General features: G+C 50.0%; 16 protein-coding genes. 7 read left to right on the top strand and 9 right to left on the bottom strand.

All coding sequences use genetic code 11. The features are described 5' to 3' along the window. Window positions 1–323 precede the first annotated feature (323 nt). On the bottom strand, window positions 324–1,034 hold the full coding sequence (locus OK409_RS19245; protein ID WP_033760141.1) for an IclR family transcriptional regulator: 711 nt from the start codon (window positions 1,032–1,034) through the stop codon (window positions 324–326). 172 nt (window positions 1,035–1,206) lie between these two features. On the opposite strand from OK409_RS19245, the gene OK409_RS19240 reads away from it, so the two are divergent. The 3 genes from OK409_RS19240 (at window position 1,207) to OK409_RS19230 (ending at window position 3,625) form a co-directional block, all read left to right on the top strand. After that, on the top strand, window positions 1,207–1,899 hold the full coding sequence (locus OK409_RS19240; RefSeq protein WP_061902258.1) for an RraA family protein: 693 nt from the start codon (window positions 1,207–1,209) through the stop codon (window positions 1,897–1,899). Beyond that, window positions 1,899–2,849 (top strand): hydroxyacid dehydrogenase, encoded by a 951-nt coding sequence (locus OK409_RS19235; protein WP_258996027.1) that lies wholly within the window; start codon window positions 1,899–1,901, stop codon window positions 2,847–2,849. The genes OK409_RS19240 and OK409_RS19235 overlap by 1 nt, the downstream gene beginning before the upstream one ends. Window positions 2,850–3,226: 377 nt before the next feature. Next, complete coding sequence (locus OK409_RS19230) at window positions 3,227–3,625, top strand: TonB family protein (RefSeq protein WP_223565865.1); 399 nt, start codon at window positions 3,227–3,229, stop codon at window positions 3,623–3,625. 253 nt (window positions 3,626–3,878) lie between these two features. On the opposite strand, the gene OK409_RS19225 is transcribed toward OK409_RS19230, so the two are convergent. Further along, window positions 3,879–5,072 (bottom strand): MFS transporter, encoded by a 1,194-nt coding sequence (locus tag OK409_RS19225; RefSeq protein WP_264367335.1) that lies wholly within the window; start codon window positions 5,070–5,072, stop codon window positions 3,879–3,881. After that, the gene (locus tag OK409_RS19220) at window positions 5,069–5,596 is read right to left on the bottom strand and encodes a GNAT family N-acetyltransferase (RefSeq protein ID WP_033780118.1); all 528 of its coding nucleotides are present in this window, start codon (window positions 5,594–5,596) and stop codon (window positions 5,069–5,071) included. Before OK409_RS19220 ends, OK409_RS19225 begins: the two co-directional genes overlap by 4 nt. A 98-nt stretch (window positions 5,597–5,694) precedes the next feature. On the opposite strand from OK409_RS19220, the gene OK409_RS19215 reads away from it, so the two are divergent. Beyond that, a complete protein-coding gene (locus OK409_RS19215; RefSeq protein WP_061703384.1) occupies window positions 5,695–6,600 on the top strand; it encodes a LysR family transcriptional regulator in 906 nt (301 codons plus the stop codon). Between the two features lie 197 nt (window positions 6,601–6,797). Here the strand turns inward: OK409_RS19215 and OK409_RS19210 are convergent, their stop codons facing one another. Together OK409_RS19210 and OK409_RS19205 are read right to left on the bottom strand one after the other, a co-directional pair. Continuing rightward, window positions 6,798–7,100 (bottom strand): putative quinol monooxygenase, encoded by a 303-nt coding sequence (locus tag OK409_RS19210; protein ID WP_264367334.1) that lies wholly within the window; start codon window positions 7,098–7,100, stop codon window positions 6,798–6,800. Between the two features lie 63 nt (window positions 7,101–7,163). Further along, complete coding sequence (locus OK409_RS19205; protein ID WP_264367333.1) at window positions 7,164–8,180, bottom strand: NADP-dependent oxidoreductase; 1,017 nt, start codon at window positions 8,178–8,180, stop codon at window positions 7,164–7,166. 89 nt (window positions 8,181–8,269) lie between these two features. Between OK409_RS19205 and OK409_RS19200 the strand changes: the two genes are divergently transcribed. After that, on the top strand, window positions 8,270–9,181 hold the full coding sequence (locus OK409_RS19200) for a LysR family transcriptional regulator (protein ID WP_264367381.1): 912 nt from the start codon (window positions 8,270–8,272) through the stop codon (window positions 9,179–9,181). Window positions 9,182–9,361: 180 nt separating this feature from the next. Here the strand turns inward: OK409_RS19200 and OK409_RS19195 are convergent, their stop codons facing one another. Then, window positions 9,362–10,702, bottom strand: a complete 1,341-nt coding sequence (locus tag OK409_RS19195) for an MFS transporter (protein ID WP_010259093.1) — start codon at window positions 10,700–10,702, stop codon at window positions 9,362–9,364. 476 nt (window positions 10,703–11,178) lie between these two features. Between OK409_RS19195 and OK409_RS19190 the strand changes: the two genes are divergently transcribed. Then, a complete protein-coding gene (locus OK409_RS19190) occupies window positions 11,179–11,649 on the top strand; it encodes a DUF1203 domain-containing protein (protein WP_264367332.1) in 471 nt (156 codons plus the stop codon). A gap of 152 nt (window positions 11,650–11,801) precedes the next feature. On the opposite strand, the gene OK409_RS19185 is transcribed toward OK409_RS19190, so the two are convergent. Next, a complete protein-coding gene (locus OK409_RS19185) occupies window positions 11,802–12,677 on the bottom strand; it encodes a LysR family transcriptional regulator (RefSeq protein WP_264367331.1) in 876 nt (291 codons plus the stop codon). Between the two features lie 100 nt (window positions 12,678–12,777). Between OK409_RS19185 and OK409_RS19180 the strand changes: the two genes are divergently transcribed. Then, window positions 12,778–13,752, top strand: coding sequence for a nitrilase family protein (locus OK409_RS19180; protein WP_264367330.1), 975 nt, complete (start codon window positions 12,778–12,780; stop codon window positions 13,750–13,752). A gap of 84 nt (window positions 13,753–13,836) precedes the next feature. Here OK409_RS19180 and OK409_RS19175 read toward each other — a convergent pair whose 3' ends face one another. Both OK409_RS19175 and OK409_RS19170 read right to left on the bottom strand, forming a co-directional pair. Then, the gene (locus OK409_RS19175) at window positions 13,837–15,420 is read right to left on the bottom strand and encodes a methyl-accepting chemotaxis protein (RefSeq protein WP_052271233.1); all 1,584 of its coding nucleotides are present in this window, start codon (window positions 15,418–15,420) and stop codon (window positions 13,837–13,839) included. Between the two features lie 426 nt (window positions 15,421–15,846). Then, window positions 15,847–16,320 carry an Lrp/AsnC family transcriptional regulator gene (locus tag OK409_RS19170; protein ID WP_010259098.1) on the bottom strand — a complete coding sequence of 158 codons (474 nt, stop codon included), beginning with the start codon at window positions 16,318–16,320 and terminating at the stop codon, window positions 15,847–15,849. Between the last annotated feature and the right edge of the window lie 225 nt (window positions 16,321–16,545).

Here is a 16,545-nt window from a genome sequence, read left to right as displayed (position 1 = left end):
GTGATTAAATTTCAACGAACATGAAGGGAATTCATGTTGAAGTATTTAAGCGGGGAAATTTTCATGAGGCAGCGAGCCTTTTAACACCTGATGTAAAATCCGGGTGTAAAAAGCCTCGCACAAAGAGGGCTTAGCAAGAGATGTCAGAGGTGGAGTGATCTTTCGCCTCAACTTAAGGCGCGGAGGCTTTCATGATCCCATAATCAGGCACGCCAGCGTGCTGTTAGTCATTTAGCGGAAATCAATCGGTTCCCACCCGCAGAGCGTTAAACGCAGCATGGATGCAGCAGCTAATAAATCCCGGTCACAGCCAGGCAACACGACTAAATTTTATAAACGTTATCACACATCACTTTATGTGCGCCTGATTTTACCGAAAGCCTGCACGCTGCCTCTTTCATCAGTTTTCCCATCTCACTGTCGCGCATCGACTGCGTCAGGCGTGAAGCCGGACCGGTTAATGCCAGCGCCGCGAGCAGTTTGTTACCTTCACCAAACACCGGTACGGAGAATGCCGCGATATGCGGATCGCGAATACCTGACGTGAACAACGGGAGTTCAGGTACAGAGTCAAACAGAGGTTCATTCAGCCCCCAGTAACGAAGCACCTGCCCGATGGCGGAATTATCCAGCGGCAGATAAGTGCCGGGCAGACGTGTTTCACGCAGTCCTTCAGAGGGCTCCGCTCTGAAAAGACAGAGTCGTTGACCGTTTTCAATTACATACCATGTGGCGCTTTCGCCTGTCGCAGTCGCCAGTGCGTGAAGTTCAGGCTGAACGATACTGGCCAGATGAAAGGATTGTTCATAGAGCTTGCCCAGATAAAGCAGTCTTGGCCCCAGGGTATAAACGCCATTGTCGCGACGAATGACATAGTTCATGCGCTCAAGTGAGTTCATCAGACGATAAACTGTCGTTTTATGGTACCCGGAAAGCTGCGCCAGCGCGGTCAGCGTCAGTGATTCCTCACCAGGCTTGAAACAATCCAGCAGCGCCAGCGCTTTTTCTACGGCAATTACGCCTTCATTCCCCATCGATACGTCCTCCTGTTTGCGACGGCAGGCAGTTTACCGCGCAATTTGTGATTCACATCGTATTTACATCACAAATGAATGCTTAACACTGGTGCGAACTCAATTAACATCGATATAGTAGTTTTATATTGTACAACTTAGTTGTGCCTGGTAAAACAAAGAGGATTAATCTATGCCCCATGCAGAGAATACATTCATCAATCGCGACATTATCCGTATCGCACCAGAGCGCGTAAAACAGGCTGCTCAGTTTCAGGCGGCAATCCTTGCTGATGTTGCCGGACGACGCGGAACGCTGCACGGTCGCGTAAAACCTGTGTCCCCCACAATGAAAGTCGCCGGACCGGCTATCACTGTCGAGGTGAGACCGGGCGACAACCTGGCGATCCACGCCGCGCTGGCGATTGCCCAGCCGGGCGATGTCATTGTGGTCGATGGCAAAGGCGATATCAGCTGTGCATTAATCGGTGAGATAATGTCCACCCAGGCAGAAGCCTCCGGCATCGCCGGAATTATTATTGATGGTGCGGTGCGTGACGCCGATGCACTCAGCGCAAACGGCTTTCCGGTTTTCTCTGCGGGCCTGAATCCCTGCGGTCCGACCAAGTCCATTGCGGGACGCGTCAACTACCCGGTTTCTGTGGCGGGCGCAGCCATTCAGCCAGGCGATCTCGTCATCGGGGATATTGATGGCGTGGTGGTTCTGCCGCGTGAAGACGTTCCTGCGTTGCTCGAACTGGCGCAGAAAAAACTGGATTTCGAAACCAGCCGTATTGCAGCCATTCGTGATGGCGACCTTCGCGCGCCGTGGTTAGAGAAAGCCCTGCAAACCGCTGGCATGCTGGTCGATGGGGAGTCGCTCTGATGACAACCTCTTCTCCCGTGATCCTGGTGACGGGTAATGACCTGGCACCGCAGGCAGTAAACCTGCTTAGTGACTTCAGCATTGTTTATGCCGGCAAACAGCCCAGCGAAGATAGCCTGTTCCAGCTCTGTCAGCAGCATAACCCTGTGGCGATTATCGTCCGATACGGAAAAATCAACGCCCGCATTATGGATGCCGCGCCTGACCTGCGGGTTATTTCCAAACACGGCAGCGGCATTGACGTTATCGACCAAAAGGCGGCGGCTGAACGTCATATCAGTGTTCAGTCAGCCCCGGGGGCCAACGCAGCGGCCGTGGCCGAGCATACCTGGGCGTTAATTTTAGCCTGTGCAAAATCGGTGATACCGCTTGATCAGCGCATGCGCCAGGGACACTGGGACAAATCGACCCATAAGTCGGTGGAGCTGGAGGGCAGAACGCTGGGTCTGGTAGGGCTTGGTGCCATAGGCGGTCGTGTTGCCCGTATTGGCCGTGCTTTTGGCATGAAGGTTCTCGCTTATGATCCTTTTGCCAGAACCTTTCCCGATGAGTGTGAATCGACCTCACTTGACGACCTGCTGCAACAGGCAGATGTCATTTCGCTGCACTGCCCGTTAACCGAACAGACGCAACAGATGATTAACGCTGAGAAACTGGCTCTGTTTAAAAAAGGCGCCATCCTGGTGAACACGGCGCGCGGTGGTCTCATTGATGAAGAAGCGCTGTTAGCGGCGCTGGATAATGGCACTGTCGCCTGGGCCGCACTGGACAGTTTTGCCACTGAACCCCTGACTGCGCCGCATATCTGGCAGAGTGTTGGAAATGTGATTCTGTCGCCACACATCGGCGGCGTCAGCGATAACTCCTACGTGAAGATGGGTACCGTCGCGGCCAGTAACATATTAAGCGTACTGGCAGAACCACTGAAAAACGAAAGTCCGGTAGCCTGAACCGCCCTCTCCAGCCGATCAGACAGGTAACAGCGCTGTCTGGTCGGCTGGTTAATGGGTTTAATCTGCTGCAACAGAGCGTAATGCTTAGCTGTCAGGGTTTCCGACACGAATCTTATTCTGTTCTATGCCGTTCTGGCTTACTTGCCTTCGCCCACATAAATGGGTTTATTACCCTTCAATCGTTAACGACTCTTCCCGCGTATTGAATGAGGTAGCTGCCTGTAGCGGTTTCTTTGAAGTGTCAATTGAAGGGCATGTGTTATGAAGGATATGTCCGCTATGAGCAAGGAGCGGATGACTAGCTTGTAGCAAGACTGGGGCAGGATTTATTGGGGTTATATCCACTGTTTTTTTGGATTATAACGCGATATTCGATGAGTTCAGCAAATGTCCTTCCGTTGATGTTTAAGTATAATGATAATGTTTATCAACAAAAGGATATTGTTATGTATGGGTTTATGATGATTCTGGCTGTTCTTGTACTCAATGCATGTACTACTTATTCACCTGTTAAAGTTGAACAACCAAAGCCCCTTCGACAAGATCGGCCCGTTTACCCATACTATGCGGCTAAAAACCGGATAGAAGGTATGGTTAAGTTTAACTTTGACGTTGATGCAGAAGGCAGGGTAAGTCAGATGAGAATTATCGAGTCTACGCCAGACCACTTGTTCGATGATGCTGTAATAACAGCCGTATCAAAATGGCGTTTCGAAAAGGGCAAACCTGCCAGGAATCTTCCCATGACTGTAAAATTAAAAGTGCAAAAATAGATTTAATTTTAAGGCTGCATAAATGAAAATTAATGACTGTAATTCAGGAGGTTATTATGGCTGAATGTTGTTCTTCTAAATATTAACATAAATTATTATCCGATGTCCGCTTCTGGCACAAAGCAGATATCTGCATCAGATAAAGTCCGATATGTGCGAAAAGCGAAAACACAAGATACGGATTTATCAAGATCAAATCCTGATAGTATCGCGAACCGTATCAAACGTTTTTCCCGGGCAGATGTAGTATTTTCTAATCACGGCTCTGTACTCCTGAGCCGGAATGACGTCGCCAGAGCACTACGGAAATCGCCGTAATGAACAGTGTCAGGAAAGCTGAAATAAGCAGCGTACCGCCTACGCCGTCCCGTTCCAGCAGCATGGCATAAGCAGAAGGGGCAAGTGCCGCGAGAAAAAATCCTGGTGATAACAGCATGCCTGTTTTGCGGGCGTAATGTTGCGGATCAAACAGCACGAGAGGAAGTAAGGCCTTCACGACCGTGCACAGTCCGTTCACGGCTCCATAACCCAGGACGAAGAGGGCTGTAGCCACAGGCGTAACGTACCCCGCAAGGCCGGTCATAAAACAGAGTGGCAGCAGGATACCGGTAATAAGGTTCAGGCGTAGTGCGGAGATTCGTGCGCCGGAGGCCACGTCCAGCAGGCGGGCACTCACCTGTCCCACGCCCCAAAGCATGCCGGCCAGGGCAGGCATGCTATAAGCGGCCAGTATCTGGGGGAAATGCGTAGACACGCCGGTGGAGACAAAGCTGAGCAGCGCTATCAGGGCGGCATACCACAGGCCGCTGATAAATCCTTTTCGTTCCTCTGCGGTCCCTGCCGCCGGAAGCTCAGATCGACCAGCAGCGGGAGGTTTTACCCGACGGCCTGCCGGAACGGCGGTCAGAAAAAGCAGGCCCACCAGACCCGCACACCCGTAAACGAGTAAGGCATGCCGCCAGTCGGTAATGTGCAGCAGGGCCGCGCCAGCAGTCCAGAACACAGATGACGCGAGGCCGCCCAGCAGTGTAACCAGAGAGACTGCTCTTCGGGCCCCGGCACCTGCGGTTTCCACAAGCAGGGCAAACGCAGCGTCATACAAGGCAAGGCGCATGCCGACACCCGTCAGGACCCAAACCGCAATCCATGCCACCGTGGAATGGGTAATCGCCATCAGAAAACACCCAATGGTTATGGCGAAGGTTCCCGCCATCATCATCATGCGTCCTCCGGTCCGGGCCATGACGGAACCGGTCAGCGGTGAAACCAGCCCCATAACCAGCATGGCAACGGTCAGACCAGAGAATGTCACCACGGGAGACCAGCCCGTCTCCGCCATGATGGCGGCTCCGAAAACGCCCGGCATGTAGAACGTAATACCCCAGTTAATAAGCTGTGTCATACCGATACAGAAAATGCTGCGGCCTGTCAGATGTCCGGCTGTCAAACTATGCTCTCCGCAAGCGTGGAGTCGCCCTGTCCAAGCGTGCGCTGCAGAATGACCGTATCGAGCCAGCGCCCGTGCTTGAATCCTACCGAGCTGAGTGTGCCAGTGATGCTGAAGCCTGCGGCGCGGTGCAGGGCAAGGGAGGCAGTATTTTCGCTATTACCTACCACGGCCACGAGCTGGCGAAAGCCACGGGCTTCTGCCCAGGCTATCGCACGGGATAACAGCATTTTGCCGTAGCCCCGCCCCTGACAAGTGGCGTCAATATAGACTGAGTCTTCCAGGGTAAACCGGTAGGCGCGCCGTTCTCTGTAAAATGACAGGTAGCAGTATCCCCGGACTTGCCCATCATCAACCGCCACAAACCAGGGCAGTCCTGCTGAACGCACCTTTTTCAGGCGGGCTGCCATTTCAGGTACATCTGGCGGTTCGGTTTCAAAAGTGGCGGTGCCATGTAATACGTGATAAGCATAAATCTGCTGGATAGCAGTAATATGTCTTTCATCTGCTTCAGTTATTTCCATCGGTATTGCTCTTTATCCGGTCAGAAACAAAGATTAACCCGGGTAAATAATTTCAGACAGGCCGCGGGACTTATCAGCGGTATAAGGAAAACTTTGGCATGGCAAACCTGAACCTTGATCACCTTGCTACTTTCAGGATGGTCATCAGCCGGGGAAGTTTCTCCGGAGCGGCAGAAGCACTCGGACTATCACAGCCTGCTGTCAGCCTGCAGATAAGACAGCTGGAGCAGGCACTCCATGTCCGGCTTATTGAGAGAACCAGCCGGGGGATAAGGCCCACTCCTGCCGGGCTGACTTTTTCTGAGCACTGTATGAAAATTGATTCAGTGGTAAATACGGCCATTGAATCGGTGTCTCTGCATTCAGACGACATCACCGGCACCGTTACTGTTGGCACTGGTGCAACAGCCTGTATTCATCTTCTGCCTCCCTTACTGCAACAGCTGCGACAGGCACATCCCCTGCTGAAAGTGGACGTACGCACGGGCAATACTTCCGATATTGTTCGGAGCGTAGGAGAGAATCGTATAGACATTGGACTTGTAACGCTTCCAGTAACCGGCAAATGCCTGAGCGTAAGCCCACTGGGTACTGATGAGTTTGTTGTTATCATGGAAAAGGATGCATCAGAGCAGAGTGCGAACCCGCTGTCTCCCGACGCCCTTTTGTCACTGCCGCTGATTATCTTTGAACCCGGAAGCGGGACACGCGCCCTAATCGACGAATGGTTCCGGTATGCCGGGCATACTGCCAGCCCTGTGATGGAACTTGGCAGTATTGAAGCAATCAAAAGAATGGTACGTTCCGGTCTGGGCTACAGCATCGTTCCCCTTATGTCCGTTGCTGGTATGGAAGAAAGTCAGGGTCTCAGCCTTTACTCTGTGACGCCCTCGCTTCACCGGACTCTGGGGACAGTAATGCGGGAGGATCGGATTGTCAGCAGGGGCATAAGTGAAGTGCTGAAAAGACTAAACGCCAGTTTTGCAAAAGATGAAAGCAGTTAAATATCACTCAATATATTTATCTGACAGATCCGGTCTCCTCAGCTCCGAAAAATATCCTTGCTGCTTAAGCCTCTGATGTCCGCTTCTGGCACAAAGCGGACCATCGTCCAGGCTTATGCCTGCTATGAGCTAAGAGCGATTACTCACAGATCCGAGGCTTGATAATAAAGCACTCTCGATTTTAATAAGATTTTTATTTACCCATCCATAAGCCCTCTCTCGTCACAGGCGTCATATTTGAAGAGTTTCCCCTTCATTTTCCCCTGCCATCGGTTGATAAACTCTACCGTGTCGGTTTTTATAAGATGGGCATTGAGCGCGTCCTGATCCACCCATCGTTCTGATATAAGCAATCTTCCGGTCTGATAGTCCTCCACGGCAGCGTTATATGAAAGGTTTCCATGACGTTGTCGCACGGCATTTGCCAATAACTTAAGTTCTCCCATAAATTGCTCCAGGATAGATGGATCAATGTACATATGACCGGAAATGATAAGCATTTTATTTTTCCTTTAACTGACTGCTACTCGCCCTCAGAAAATGGCTGATCAGGTATGGGGTAATCAGAAGTTAGTCAGCACAATTTTGCCCTGGATACTTCCTGACGAAGCGCGCCGATGTGCGGCTGATGCCATGGCTAATGGATAGGTGCTGTCAATCACGACGTTGATAATGCCTTTTTCCAGTAAAAGCCCCGCTTCGGATAGCTGCAGACCACTTGAACGCACTTGCGTTGTTGACACAGTAATCCCTTTTTGAGCGGCCTCAGTCTGCCCGGTAAAACTCAAAGGATTCACCAGAAATAGTGCTCCGCCCTGTCTGATGCAGCTTAAAAAGCGCTCTATATGCTTTCCGCCAACAGCATCAATAACCAGATCGACGTTTTTCACTACATTCTCAGCGGCTACTTTGGTGTAGTCGATAAAATCATCTGCGCCCAGTTCGCGCATAAGCACTTCATGACGGGAAGAAGCGACGGCAATGACTCTCGCACCCTTCCACTTCGCAATCTGAACAGCAATGTGCCCTACGCCTCCTCCTGCACCGTTAACCATCACCGTCTGGCCTTCAAGCAGAACCGGTTTATGGTTGAAAGATTGAAACGGATTGGGCGCATCATGGCCGACGTCGACAAGAAATTGCCACGCGGTGAGCAGTGACATCGGGGCACCCGCTGCCTGGATATGGTCTATTCCCTGAGGTTTTAACGCCACCTCTGATGCAGGAACGCTTACATAGTCGGCATAAGCTCCACTACCGGCCATTATCCCATCAGGAAAACGCACCATTGAATAGACTTCATCTCCGGTGCTGAATGCGGAAACATTTTCGCCCACGGCTTCGATAACTCCTGAAACATCCGTTCCCAGGATTAAGGGAAAGTGGGGTTCGGGCCGCCACTCAGGCGGAAGCGCCCGATAACCATCACGCAGATACAAGTCTGGTGGGTTCAGACTTGCGGCATGCACGCGCACAAGGACTTCGTCAGCCCCGATAGTTGGGCGGGGTGCATCTTCATACCTGAGATTCTCCGGGCCACCATACGCATGTAGCTGTACTGCTTTCATCATTTCAGTCATGGCAATTTCACTCCAACACAAATTCAGGTGCCAGAATATGACCAATTGTGATGATTGATAATGGGGCTGGATTTCGCTTTAATATTGCCATGAAGGAACAAATAATCTTTGAAAGACTAACAGGTCTGATTGCATTCGCTCGTGCGGGATCGCTCGGCAGCTTTACCGCTGCCGCTCGCTCGCTGGCAGTATCCCCTTCCGCGATAAGTAAAAGTATCCAGAGACTGGAGCAGCGTCTTGGCATCACATTGTTCACCCGAACCACCCGTTCGCTGGTGCTGACTGCTGAGGGTCGTGAACTGCACGAGCGCACGCTGCAGTTATTACGCGATGCTGAGGAGCTTGAGCAGGTCGCCATGCGATCGCGAGAGGAGCCAGCGGGAACATTACGCATTGCGGCATCGTTTCCGATTGGTGTTCATGTGATCGCGCCTCTCCTTCCGCAATTCTGTGCACTTCATCCTAAAGTGACAATCGACTTAAAGCTGAGTGATCGCGTAATTAGCATTGTTGACGAGAGTATTGATATAGCCATCCGGATCGGCGACCTCGCAGATTCAAATCTTCTGTCGCGTCGTTTGTCGCCATATCAAATAGGTTGTTATGCTTCGCCAGATTATTTGACCCGATGCCCGGAACCCGAACACCCCAATGATCTTATCGGGCATAAAACGGTTAGTTTGCAATATCAAAATACGGGGCAGATTTTTCGCTGGCCGTTCCGGGTTGGCGAGCGGGAGATTGAAATTGTGCCATCATCTGCTGTCATCGTCGATGCAAGCGAGGCCGTTATCGCGGCTGTGGCGGCCGGTGCCGGAATAGGCATGGTGGCGAGTTTTATGGCTGCTTCCTGGGTTAAGCGCGGGGAGTTAGTGCCCCTTCTCACTGATTTTTCAGTAGAGCGGCATAATATTTCTGCGGTATGGCATGCGAGCAGGCGTTCAAATCCTGCTGTACGCGCCTTTATTGATCTCATGCTTAACAGTTCTGAACGCTCTTAAACTGGGTATTGTCAGTAAATCCCCAAAGGTAAGTTCTTTCCGCATCTGACACATAACAGACATCAACAACCAGCAGACTGATTCAGGTAATGACAGGATGTGGAATGTTTATATGGCAGAGATAAAGCCGGAAGAACCCGCCTGCAGAGGCGCTGCTAAGCGTCTGCAGGCGGGATTACTTTATTTACTGACTGACGAAGCGCTATTTTCAACGTCGATGGTTAACTCTTTTTTGCGGCCCATGACCAGCACGGCAATGCCCCCGATGCCACAGAGGATAGCCAGTGGCACCATAGCCAGCGTATGGCTGCCGGTCGCCTGATTGATAATGCCATAAACGTTGACCATCACCCCACCGCCGATCAGATTCGCCATCGCACCGATAGCCGCCAGACCCGCTGCAGCGGTAGTCGATGACATCCATCCCGATGCCAGCGCCCAGAAAGGTCCTTTCATTGAGTAGGCTCCGATTAATACCAGCGACAGGATCACCACACTGCCGGTCAGACTATTGGTGATAAAGGCTGACAGCAGGCCACCTGCAATTAAGAACAGCGTTAACGCGGTGTGCCAGCGACGCTCGCCGCTGCGGTCAGAACTTCTCCCCCAGATAATCATTAGAATGGAGGCCAGGCCGTAGGGAATCGCATTGACTAAACCGGTGGTGAAGTTATCCAGTCCAAACGATTTAAGCAGTTGCGGAGACCAGACGCTCAGCGTTGAGCCAGCCGCAGACGCGCCTGCATAAATCAGCGCCATCACCCAGATATGTTTGTGACGCAGCAACTGCCACAAAGAGATATGACCTATCGCCTTCTTCTTCGCATTTTCGGCTTCGAGAGTGCTGTTCAGCCACGCTTTTTGTTCCTGATTTAACCAGCTGGCATTCGTGGGACGATTGCTCAGTAAAAAGAAGGCTGCAATTCCCAGAATTACCGCCGGAATACCTTCCAGGATAAATAACCAGTGCCAGCCACGCATACCGTACCAGCCATCCAGTGACAAAATCAGACCAGAAATGGGCGATCCAATAAAGTTCGCCGCAGGAATGGCCACCATAAAGGTAGCAATCACGCGTGCACGGTACTTTCCGGGGATCCAGTAAGTCAGATAAAGAATGACGCCAGGGAAAAATCCGGCCTCAGCGGCACCCAGTAAAAAGCGCAATATATAGAGTGTATTGGCACTTTCAACAAAGGCGGTACAGACAGAGATGATACCCCACGACACCATGATGCGAGAGATCCAAATCTTTGCGCCAATTTTCTGCATGGCCAGATTGCTGGGTACTTCAAACAGGAAGTAACCGACAAAAAACAGACTACTCGCAAAACCAAATACCGCTTTCGACAATCCTAAATCTTCGTTCATCTGCAACGAAGCCATCCCAATGTTGCCGCGATCAATAATGGCAATCAGATAACAAACAATCAGGAAGGGCAAAATGCGCCAGACCACCTTCTTAACGGTCTGCTGCTCAATATCGGCAGAGAAAGTCGGGATGTGCTGTTTTTCAGACATGATGATCCTCACAATTTTGTCATCGCTTTAGGTGCAATCCGCAAAGCGCTTTGTTTTACTCTGTAAAACTGTAATGTACTGAGTAAAACCATTATCACGATAAAAATTCTTTCCCGCCGGAAGATGTAATGGGGTTGTGTTATTTGTCACAAAAATGTATTCATCAACCTTAGTTTATGTGACGAGTATGTCGTTAACGGGTGGAGTTCAGCGATCTTTTTAATGAAGTGACGACAGGAGAACGGGAAAGAGTGAGAGGGAACAGAGTAATTTGAGCGCCGCCGTCGGGATGTGAGGCCTTAGCACTTGTGTGAAGATATCAGCCAGCGTCTGAGAGTTTGCAGCTGATGAAGCACTCGCCTGCCACTGTCGGACGGTCACATCATGAAATTCCCTGACCGATAACGGCGAGTTTCTCCTCACAGTATTCGATAACGTCATTGTTCGCGGTGTTACGGTGAAAAGAGAGGGATGCTATGAAATACCAAATTACTGGCCTGAACGCCGGGCAATTTGCTCATCTTTTTGGACAGAGCGATGAATATCTGAAAAAACACCATGCAGTACGACAAACGGTAGAGTGCTATCCGGGTTATCCCGACAGAATCTCATTGTGCGATATCCCCGCTGGAGAAAGCGCCCTCCTGATTAATCACATCTATCAGCCTGCCGACACGCCCTATTTTGGTACTCATGCAATCTATATATGGGAGGGATGCACCCGGCAAGGCATTTACATCAATGAATTACCTGAAGTCCTGCTAAGCAGAACGCTGTCATTAAGGGCCTATGACGGAAAGCATTTTTTAAAAGAGGCGGATATAGCTGAGGGGAAAGTTGCTGAAAATCTCATCGGCCATTTTTTTGCCGATCCTCAGATTAGTTATATCCAGATACATAATGCGAAACGGGGATGCTATTCCTGCTGTGCAGAACGTTTTGAATGACGGTTTGTATTGAGAAGCTGTATCCGCAACAGGAAATTATTCGTTGCCAGGGTGCCTCGGTGTCATCCCCCTGTTCTGAAGAGGGTACTAAGAATTATGTCAGTAATCCTGCCCTATCCAATATGGTAAAAGGAGTGACTGTTCCTGGAGGGTCAGACGTCATGAAGCACGATACCCTTTTTTATACTGGCAATAAAATTATCACGGATTATATCCTCGTGGTTCGCGTTCCAGGCAATGCCAACTTTCCAGCTTATTGACTCACCTGTTAACGGAATAATAACCAGCTCCGGCGGTGCAATATGCATAACACTGTATGGCACAAGGGCAACACCCGTGCCCGCGATGACCAGCGCGACAATAGTTTGTATATCATCACTCAATTGAGTGGATGATATGAAAAGAGCGTTGTCATGAAGAAAGCGATCAATTTGCGCATTTAAACCCCGTCCTCGCCCGGCATGAAGTCGCAACAGAGGGCGTTTCTTCAGCCAGTCATCAGCAGGCAATGACGGTGAACTTGCAGGCGCAATCAAAACCAACCGATCGGTAAACAATGGCAGGTAATCCAGCGCTACGGGAGGCGGAACTCTGACAAAACCGACCTGGAGCTCATCATTTTGCAAAAGTTCGTACTGCTGGAAGGAAGGAAGATCTGTCAATGACATCTCTATCCCCGGACACTCCCGACGAAATTCTGCCATACAGCGTGGTGCCAGATAAAAACTTGAGAGACCGAACCCCACGGCTATATGCCCTTCAATCCCTTTTGAAACCCGCTCTGCATGATGCATAAATAATCGGGTTTGCCTGACCACTTTTTCAGCCTCTGGCAGCAGACGCCTGCCACCGCCCGTGAGTGTGGCTCCATGACGCCCCCGCGTAAACAGTGACGTTTCCACCAGGGACTCAAGGAGATTAATCTGCTTGGTCAATGCAGGTTGCGAAATAAACAACGCCCGTGCCGCGTCGGCATAATTTCTTTTTTCAGCCAGCATCAAAAAGGCCTTAAGCAAGCGGATGTTCATTTTTACATTCCAAAAGGTTATCGAAACCGGAAATGTTTTGATTATACAGTTATCAGCAATGGTTATGTAATTCAGTTTCGATTACTACCGGAGAAGTACCATGAGCAAACATACATCCTTAAAAGCTGCCACCGTGCAATTTCAGCATCAGGCAAATAACAAAAATTATAATCTGCTGATAATGGAGAAATTTATTGAACAGGCAGCGATTGAGCAGGTGAAAATCCTCACATTCCCGGAAATGTGTATTACCGGCTACTGGCATGTACCCAAACTCACCCCGGCTGAGGTAACTGCTCTCGCCGAGCCGATCGAGGGGAGTCCTTCCCTTACGTTGATTCGTTCCCTGGCGATGAAACATCAAATGCTTATTGGTGTCGGGCTTATCGAAAGAGCCGATGATGGCCGCCTCTACAATGCATATGTTGCCTGTATGCCGGACGGCTCAATGCACACTCATCGCAAACTCCACGCTTTTGAACATCCGTCAATCAGCAGCGGTGACCGCTTTACCGTTTTTGAAACGCCCTGGGGAGTAAAAGTAGGTATCCTCATTTGCTGGGACAATAATCTGGTAGAAAATGTGCGTGCAACGGCATTGCTGGGTGCAGATATTCTTCTTGCGCCACATCAGACAGGCGGTACCGATTCCCGCAGTCCTTATGCGATGAAACCCATTCCGCTGACGCTCTGGGCGGAACGGGAAACGCGAAGGGAAGAAATTACTGCTGCATTCAAAGGGGCAAATGGTCGGGAATGGCTGATGAGGTGGCTGCCCGCTCGTGCGCATGACAACGGATTATTTATTCTCTTCAGTAACGGCGTAGGTGCAGATGATGATGAAGTGCGCACAGGTAATGCAATGATCCTGGATCCTTATGGAAGAATCATTAATGAAACCTGGGCAGCGGAAGATTTTATGGTGAGCGCTAACCTTGATTTGAGTCTGCTTGCAATGAGTACCGGACGTCGCTGGATCCATGGTCGCCGTCCTGATTTATACCATATTCTGACACAACCGCAGGGCTACGAACTTGATGCGATTAGCGCCCGATTTTCTGATGAGACGCCTTAAATAGGCTCGGCGACTGAAATCATCCAGTCGCGAGAAAGATTGTCAGGGCGCGGCATCGTGAAAACCTCGCCCTGACATTAAAGCTTAAACCAGCGCACTATTAATTTTAAAGACGCTGACACTGGCAAGCAACATTTCGGCCTGAGCCTGTAAGGCCTGCGCTGCGGCTGTGGATTGCTGAGAAAGCGCGGCATTTTGCTGAGTGGCCGCGTCCATATGTGTGACCGCCAGATTAACCTGATCGATACCAACACTCTGCTCATTACTGGCCGATGATACGTTTTCAATCAACTCGCTGACCTGATGAATACGTAAAATAATTTCCTCCATCGTCGTCCCCGCGTGTTGAACCAGTTCATTGCCCTGGCCGATTGAACTCACAGAACGTTCGATCAGGATACGCACATCCTTTGCCGCTTTTGCAGAGCGCTGTGCCAGAGCACGTACTTCGGCCGCAACCACCGCAAACCCTCGACCTTCGGTGCCCGCACGCGCCGCTTCGACCGCAGCATTCAGTGCCAGAATATTAGTCTGGAAAGCGATACCGTCAATCACCGTAATGATCTGGTTAATCTCGTTCGAGAACTGCTGGATCTCGCTCATGGTGTGTACCACTTTTTCCACCACATTGCCGCCCTGACCCGCAATGGAGCGGGCATCCTGGGCAATATTGCTGGCATGATATGCGTTCTGCGCGTTGTTTTTCACCACCGAAGTGAGTTCCTCCATGGAGGCAGCAGTTTCTTCAAGTGCGCCAGCCTGCGCCTCGTTACGTGAGGAAAGTTCCTGGCTGCCCTGCGCGATTTGAATTGACGCAGAGGCGATGTTTTCTGTACCGGTACGTACACCAGAGACGATTGAAGTCAGGCTGCTATTCATTTCACGCAACGCTGTCATTAACTCTGCGGTTTCGTCACGTCCGTTTGGACGAATAACAGTCTGCAGATCACCTGAAGCCACGGTGCGCGCAATATTGACTGCTTCGCGTAATGGATGGGTAATGCTGCGGATTAACCAGACAGTTATCACTATGCCGGAAAGTAAAATACCGGCCATGGCGATCCATAAGGTCATACGGGTTTCACGGTACTGAGCAAGGTTTTGCGCTGTCAGTTGCTGATTGAGTTTTTGAGCATGTGCCAGCGTATGATGAACGACATCATCAATCATTTTGGTCGGCTCACGATCGATGCCATTGACCTGGCTATCAACCAGCTGGGCGCTGGCGAGGTTACGCGTGTCGTAGTTTTGCAACGCAGCGAGGTATTTTTGTCTGAGCTGGACGTGTAGCTCAATCGTCTGTTTCACCTGCGCCGTATCCATCCCAAGCTCGGGTTGCAGTATCAGCAGTTGATGGAGCAGTGCCTGAGTTTTGTCACTCTGCGTCAGAAAGGCCGTTTTGTATTTGTCAAAAACACTCTGGCCTTGTGTGCCGCGTAAGAGGGCATTTTTCCACTCCTGTACCTGAATTTTAAACTGAACCTGTGCATTACGTGCAGTATCAATGCTCTCTGCGACACGTGTTTCGCTTGCCATGATGTCAATATTTTTTTGCAGAGCCTGAGCATTCAGATTTATGCCCCTCAAACCGACAATCATTGTCGCCAGCAGCAGGATTGCTGCCATCACACTGAGTCTTTGCCCTATCGTAAAATGATTAAGTTTCATATTTTTTCCGTGGTGAAAACAATAATGCACCGGCAAATCCCGGTACAACGGTTATCGTCACGGTAAAGCATGGACTTTATGGCTGGGGGAAGATTGATGGCATAATTTCATGTAAATAAGCGTCTCTTTTTAAGCTGACAGAGGCTGAAGAGAGGCTATGAATTAAAGTTTAAGCTGCTGGCTGCTCCGGTTTGAAAGGCACTATTGGTCGTTATCAACAATCAAGTCATCACAAATACTCGTGTTGTTAAAGCAGAAAAATGAGGAGAGTCAGCACGCTCGCTAACGCTATGCCACTATTAACTTGTGTAAGATCATGCCGGATAACAGTTTTGTGCGCTGAATCACGCAGGTAGCGTGCCTGATCATTAAATCCGCTCTATGCGGAATTGATAATCAGTCACTGGGCATCCCGGCAGCGATAGACTACTCAGAGATTTTCTTAATAGGATAACTAACGAGTGGTTTGATCTCTTTAAGCACAAACATACTCTGCATTTCTTTAATTCCTGGCAATCTGCGTACCACTGACATTGCAAAATCAGCATAGGAGTCCAGATCTGAAGCCACAACCTGTAGCAGAAAGTCAGCATCCCCACCGATGCTATAACAGGCAACCACATCCTCCAGGGCGGTCACTTCCTCTTCAAATTTCCTGGCCTCCGCTTCGCTATGGCTGTCAATGACGACCCGAATGAAAACCATTACTCCCAGCCCAATTTTCTTGCGGTCAAGAACAGCACGATAGCCCTGAATCACTTTATCTTCCTCGAGCTTACGAACTTTGCGCCAGCAGGGAGATGCTGAAATGTTTATCTTCTCCGCCAGCACCTGGTTAGTTACCCGGGCATCGTCCTGTAAAATTTCGAGAATTTTCATATCTGTCGAGCTGAGCGTCATAAGGGGGAATTCCTTTCTTTATGGAGGCGGTTTAGGGTTACTTTTACCTAAAAACAGGCATTAAGTAAATAATATAGGTAACAATTTTCCGCTTTCCTGCTGCATAATATATTTACTTTTCCGGGCTGTTATTACAAACAATATAAGGGAAAACTGAATCCTGATTTAATGCATATGGTCCAATTTAATTTAAAGAATGCCGGGAGCTGATCATCTCTGGAAGAG

Source organism: Pantoea sp. RG18, from assembly GCF_025910075.1.
In the GTDB taxonomy this organism is placed as follows: Bacteria; Pseudomonadota; Gammaproteobacteria; order Enterobacterales; family Enterobacteriaceae; genus Pantoea; species Pantoea agglomerans.
Note: the sequence above shows the minus strand (reverse complement) of the source record. Positions and strands in the feature narration are given on the sequence as shown.

What these genes read in the sequence shown, in the direction of transcription:
- OK409_RS19245 (WP_033760141.1), bottom strand. Translation starts at nt 1,034, where the DNA reads ATGGGGAATGAAGGCGTAATTGCCGTAGAAAAAGCGCTGGCGCTGCTG.
- OK409_RS19240 (WP_061902258.1), top strand. Translation starts at nt 1,207, where the DNA reads ATGCCCCATGCAGAGAATACATTCATCAATCGCGACATTATCCGTATC.
- OK409_RS19235 (WP_258996027.1), top strand. Translation starts at nt 1,899, where the DNA reads ATGACAACCTCTTCTCCCGTGATCCTGGTGACGGGTAATGACCTGGCA.
- OK409_RS19230 (WP_223565865.1), top strand. Translation starts at nt 3,227, where the DNA reads ATGAGTTCAGCAAATGTCCTTCCGTTGATGTTTAAGTATAATGATAAT.
- OK409_RS19220 (WP_033780118.1), bottom strand. Translation starts at nt 5,596, where the DNA reads ATGGAAATAACTGAAGCAGATGAAAGACATATTACTGCTATCCAGCAG.
- OK409_RS19215 (WP_061703384.1), top strand. Translation starts at nt 5,695, where the DNA reads ATGGCAAACCTGAACCTTGATCACCTTGCTACTTTCAGGATGGTCATC.
- OK409_RS19210 (WP_264367334.1), bottom strand. Translation starts at nt 7,100, where the DNA reads ATGCTTATCATTTCCGGTCATATGTACATTGATCCATCTATCCTGGAG.
- OK409_RS19205 (WP_264367333.1), bottom strand. Translation starts at nt 8,180, where the DNA reads ATGACTGAAATGATGAAAGCAGTACAGCTACATGCGTATGGTGGCCCG.
- OK409_RS19200 (WP_264367381.1), top strand. Translation starts at nt 8,270, where the DNA reads ATGAAGGAACAAATAATCTTTGAAAGACTAACAGGTCTGATTGCATTC.
- OK409_RS19195 (WP_010259093.1), bottom strand. Translation starts at nt 10,702, where the DNA reads ATGTCTGAAAAACAGCACATCCCGACTTTCTCTGCCGATATTGAGCAG.
- OK409_RS19190 (WP_264367332.1), top strand. Translation starts at nt 11,179, where the DNA reads ATGAAATACCAAATTACTGGCCTGAACGCCGGGCAATTTGCTCATCTT.
- OK409_RS19185 (WP_264367331.1), bottom strand. Translation starts at nt 12,677, where the DNA reads ATGAACATCCGCTTGCTTAAGGCCTTTTTGATGCTGGCTGAAAAAAGA.
- OK409_RS19180 (WP_264367330.1), top strand. Translation starts at nt 12,778, where the DNA reads ATGAGCAAACATACATCCTTAAAAGCTGCCACCGTGCAATTTCAGCAT.
- OK409_RS19175 (WP_052271233.1), bottom strand. Translation starts at nt 15,420, where the DNA reads ATGAAACTTAATCATTTTACGATAGGGCAAAGACTCAGTGTGATGGCA.
- OK409_RS19170 (WP_010259098.1), bottom strand. Translation starts at nt 16,320, where the DNA reads ATGACGCTCAGCTCGACAGATATGAAAATTCTCGAAATTTTACAGGAC.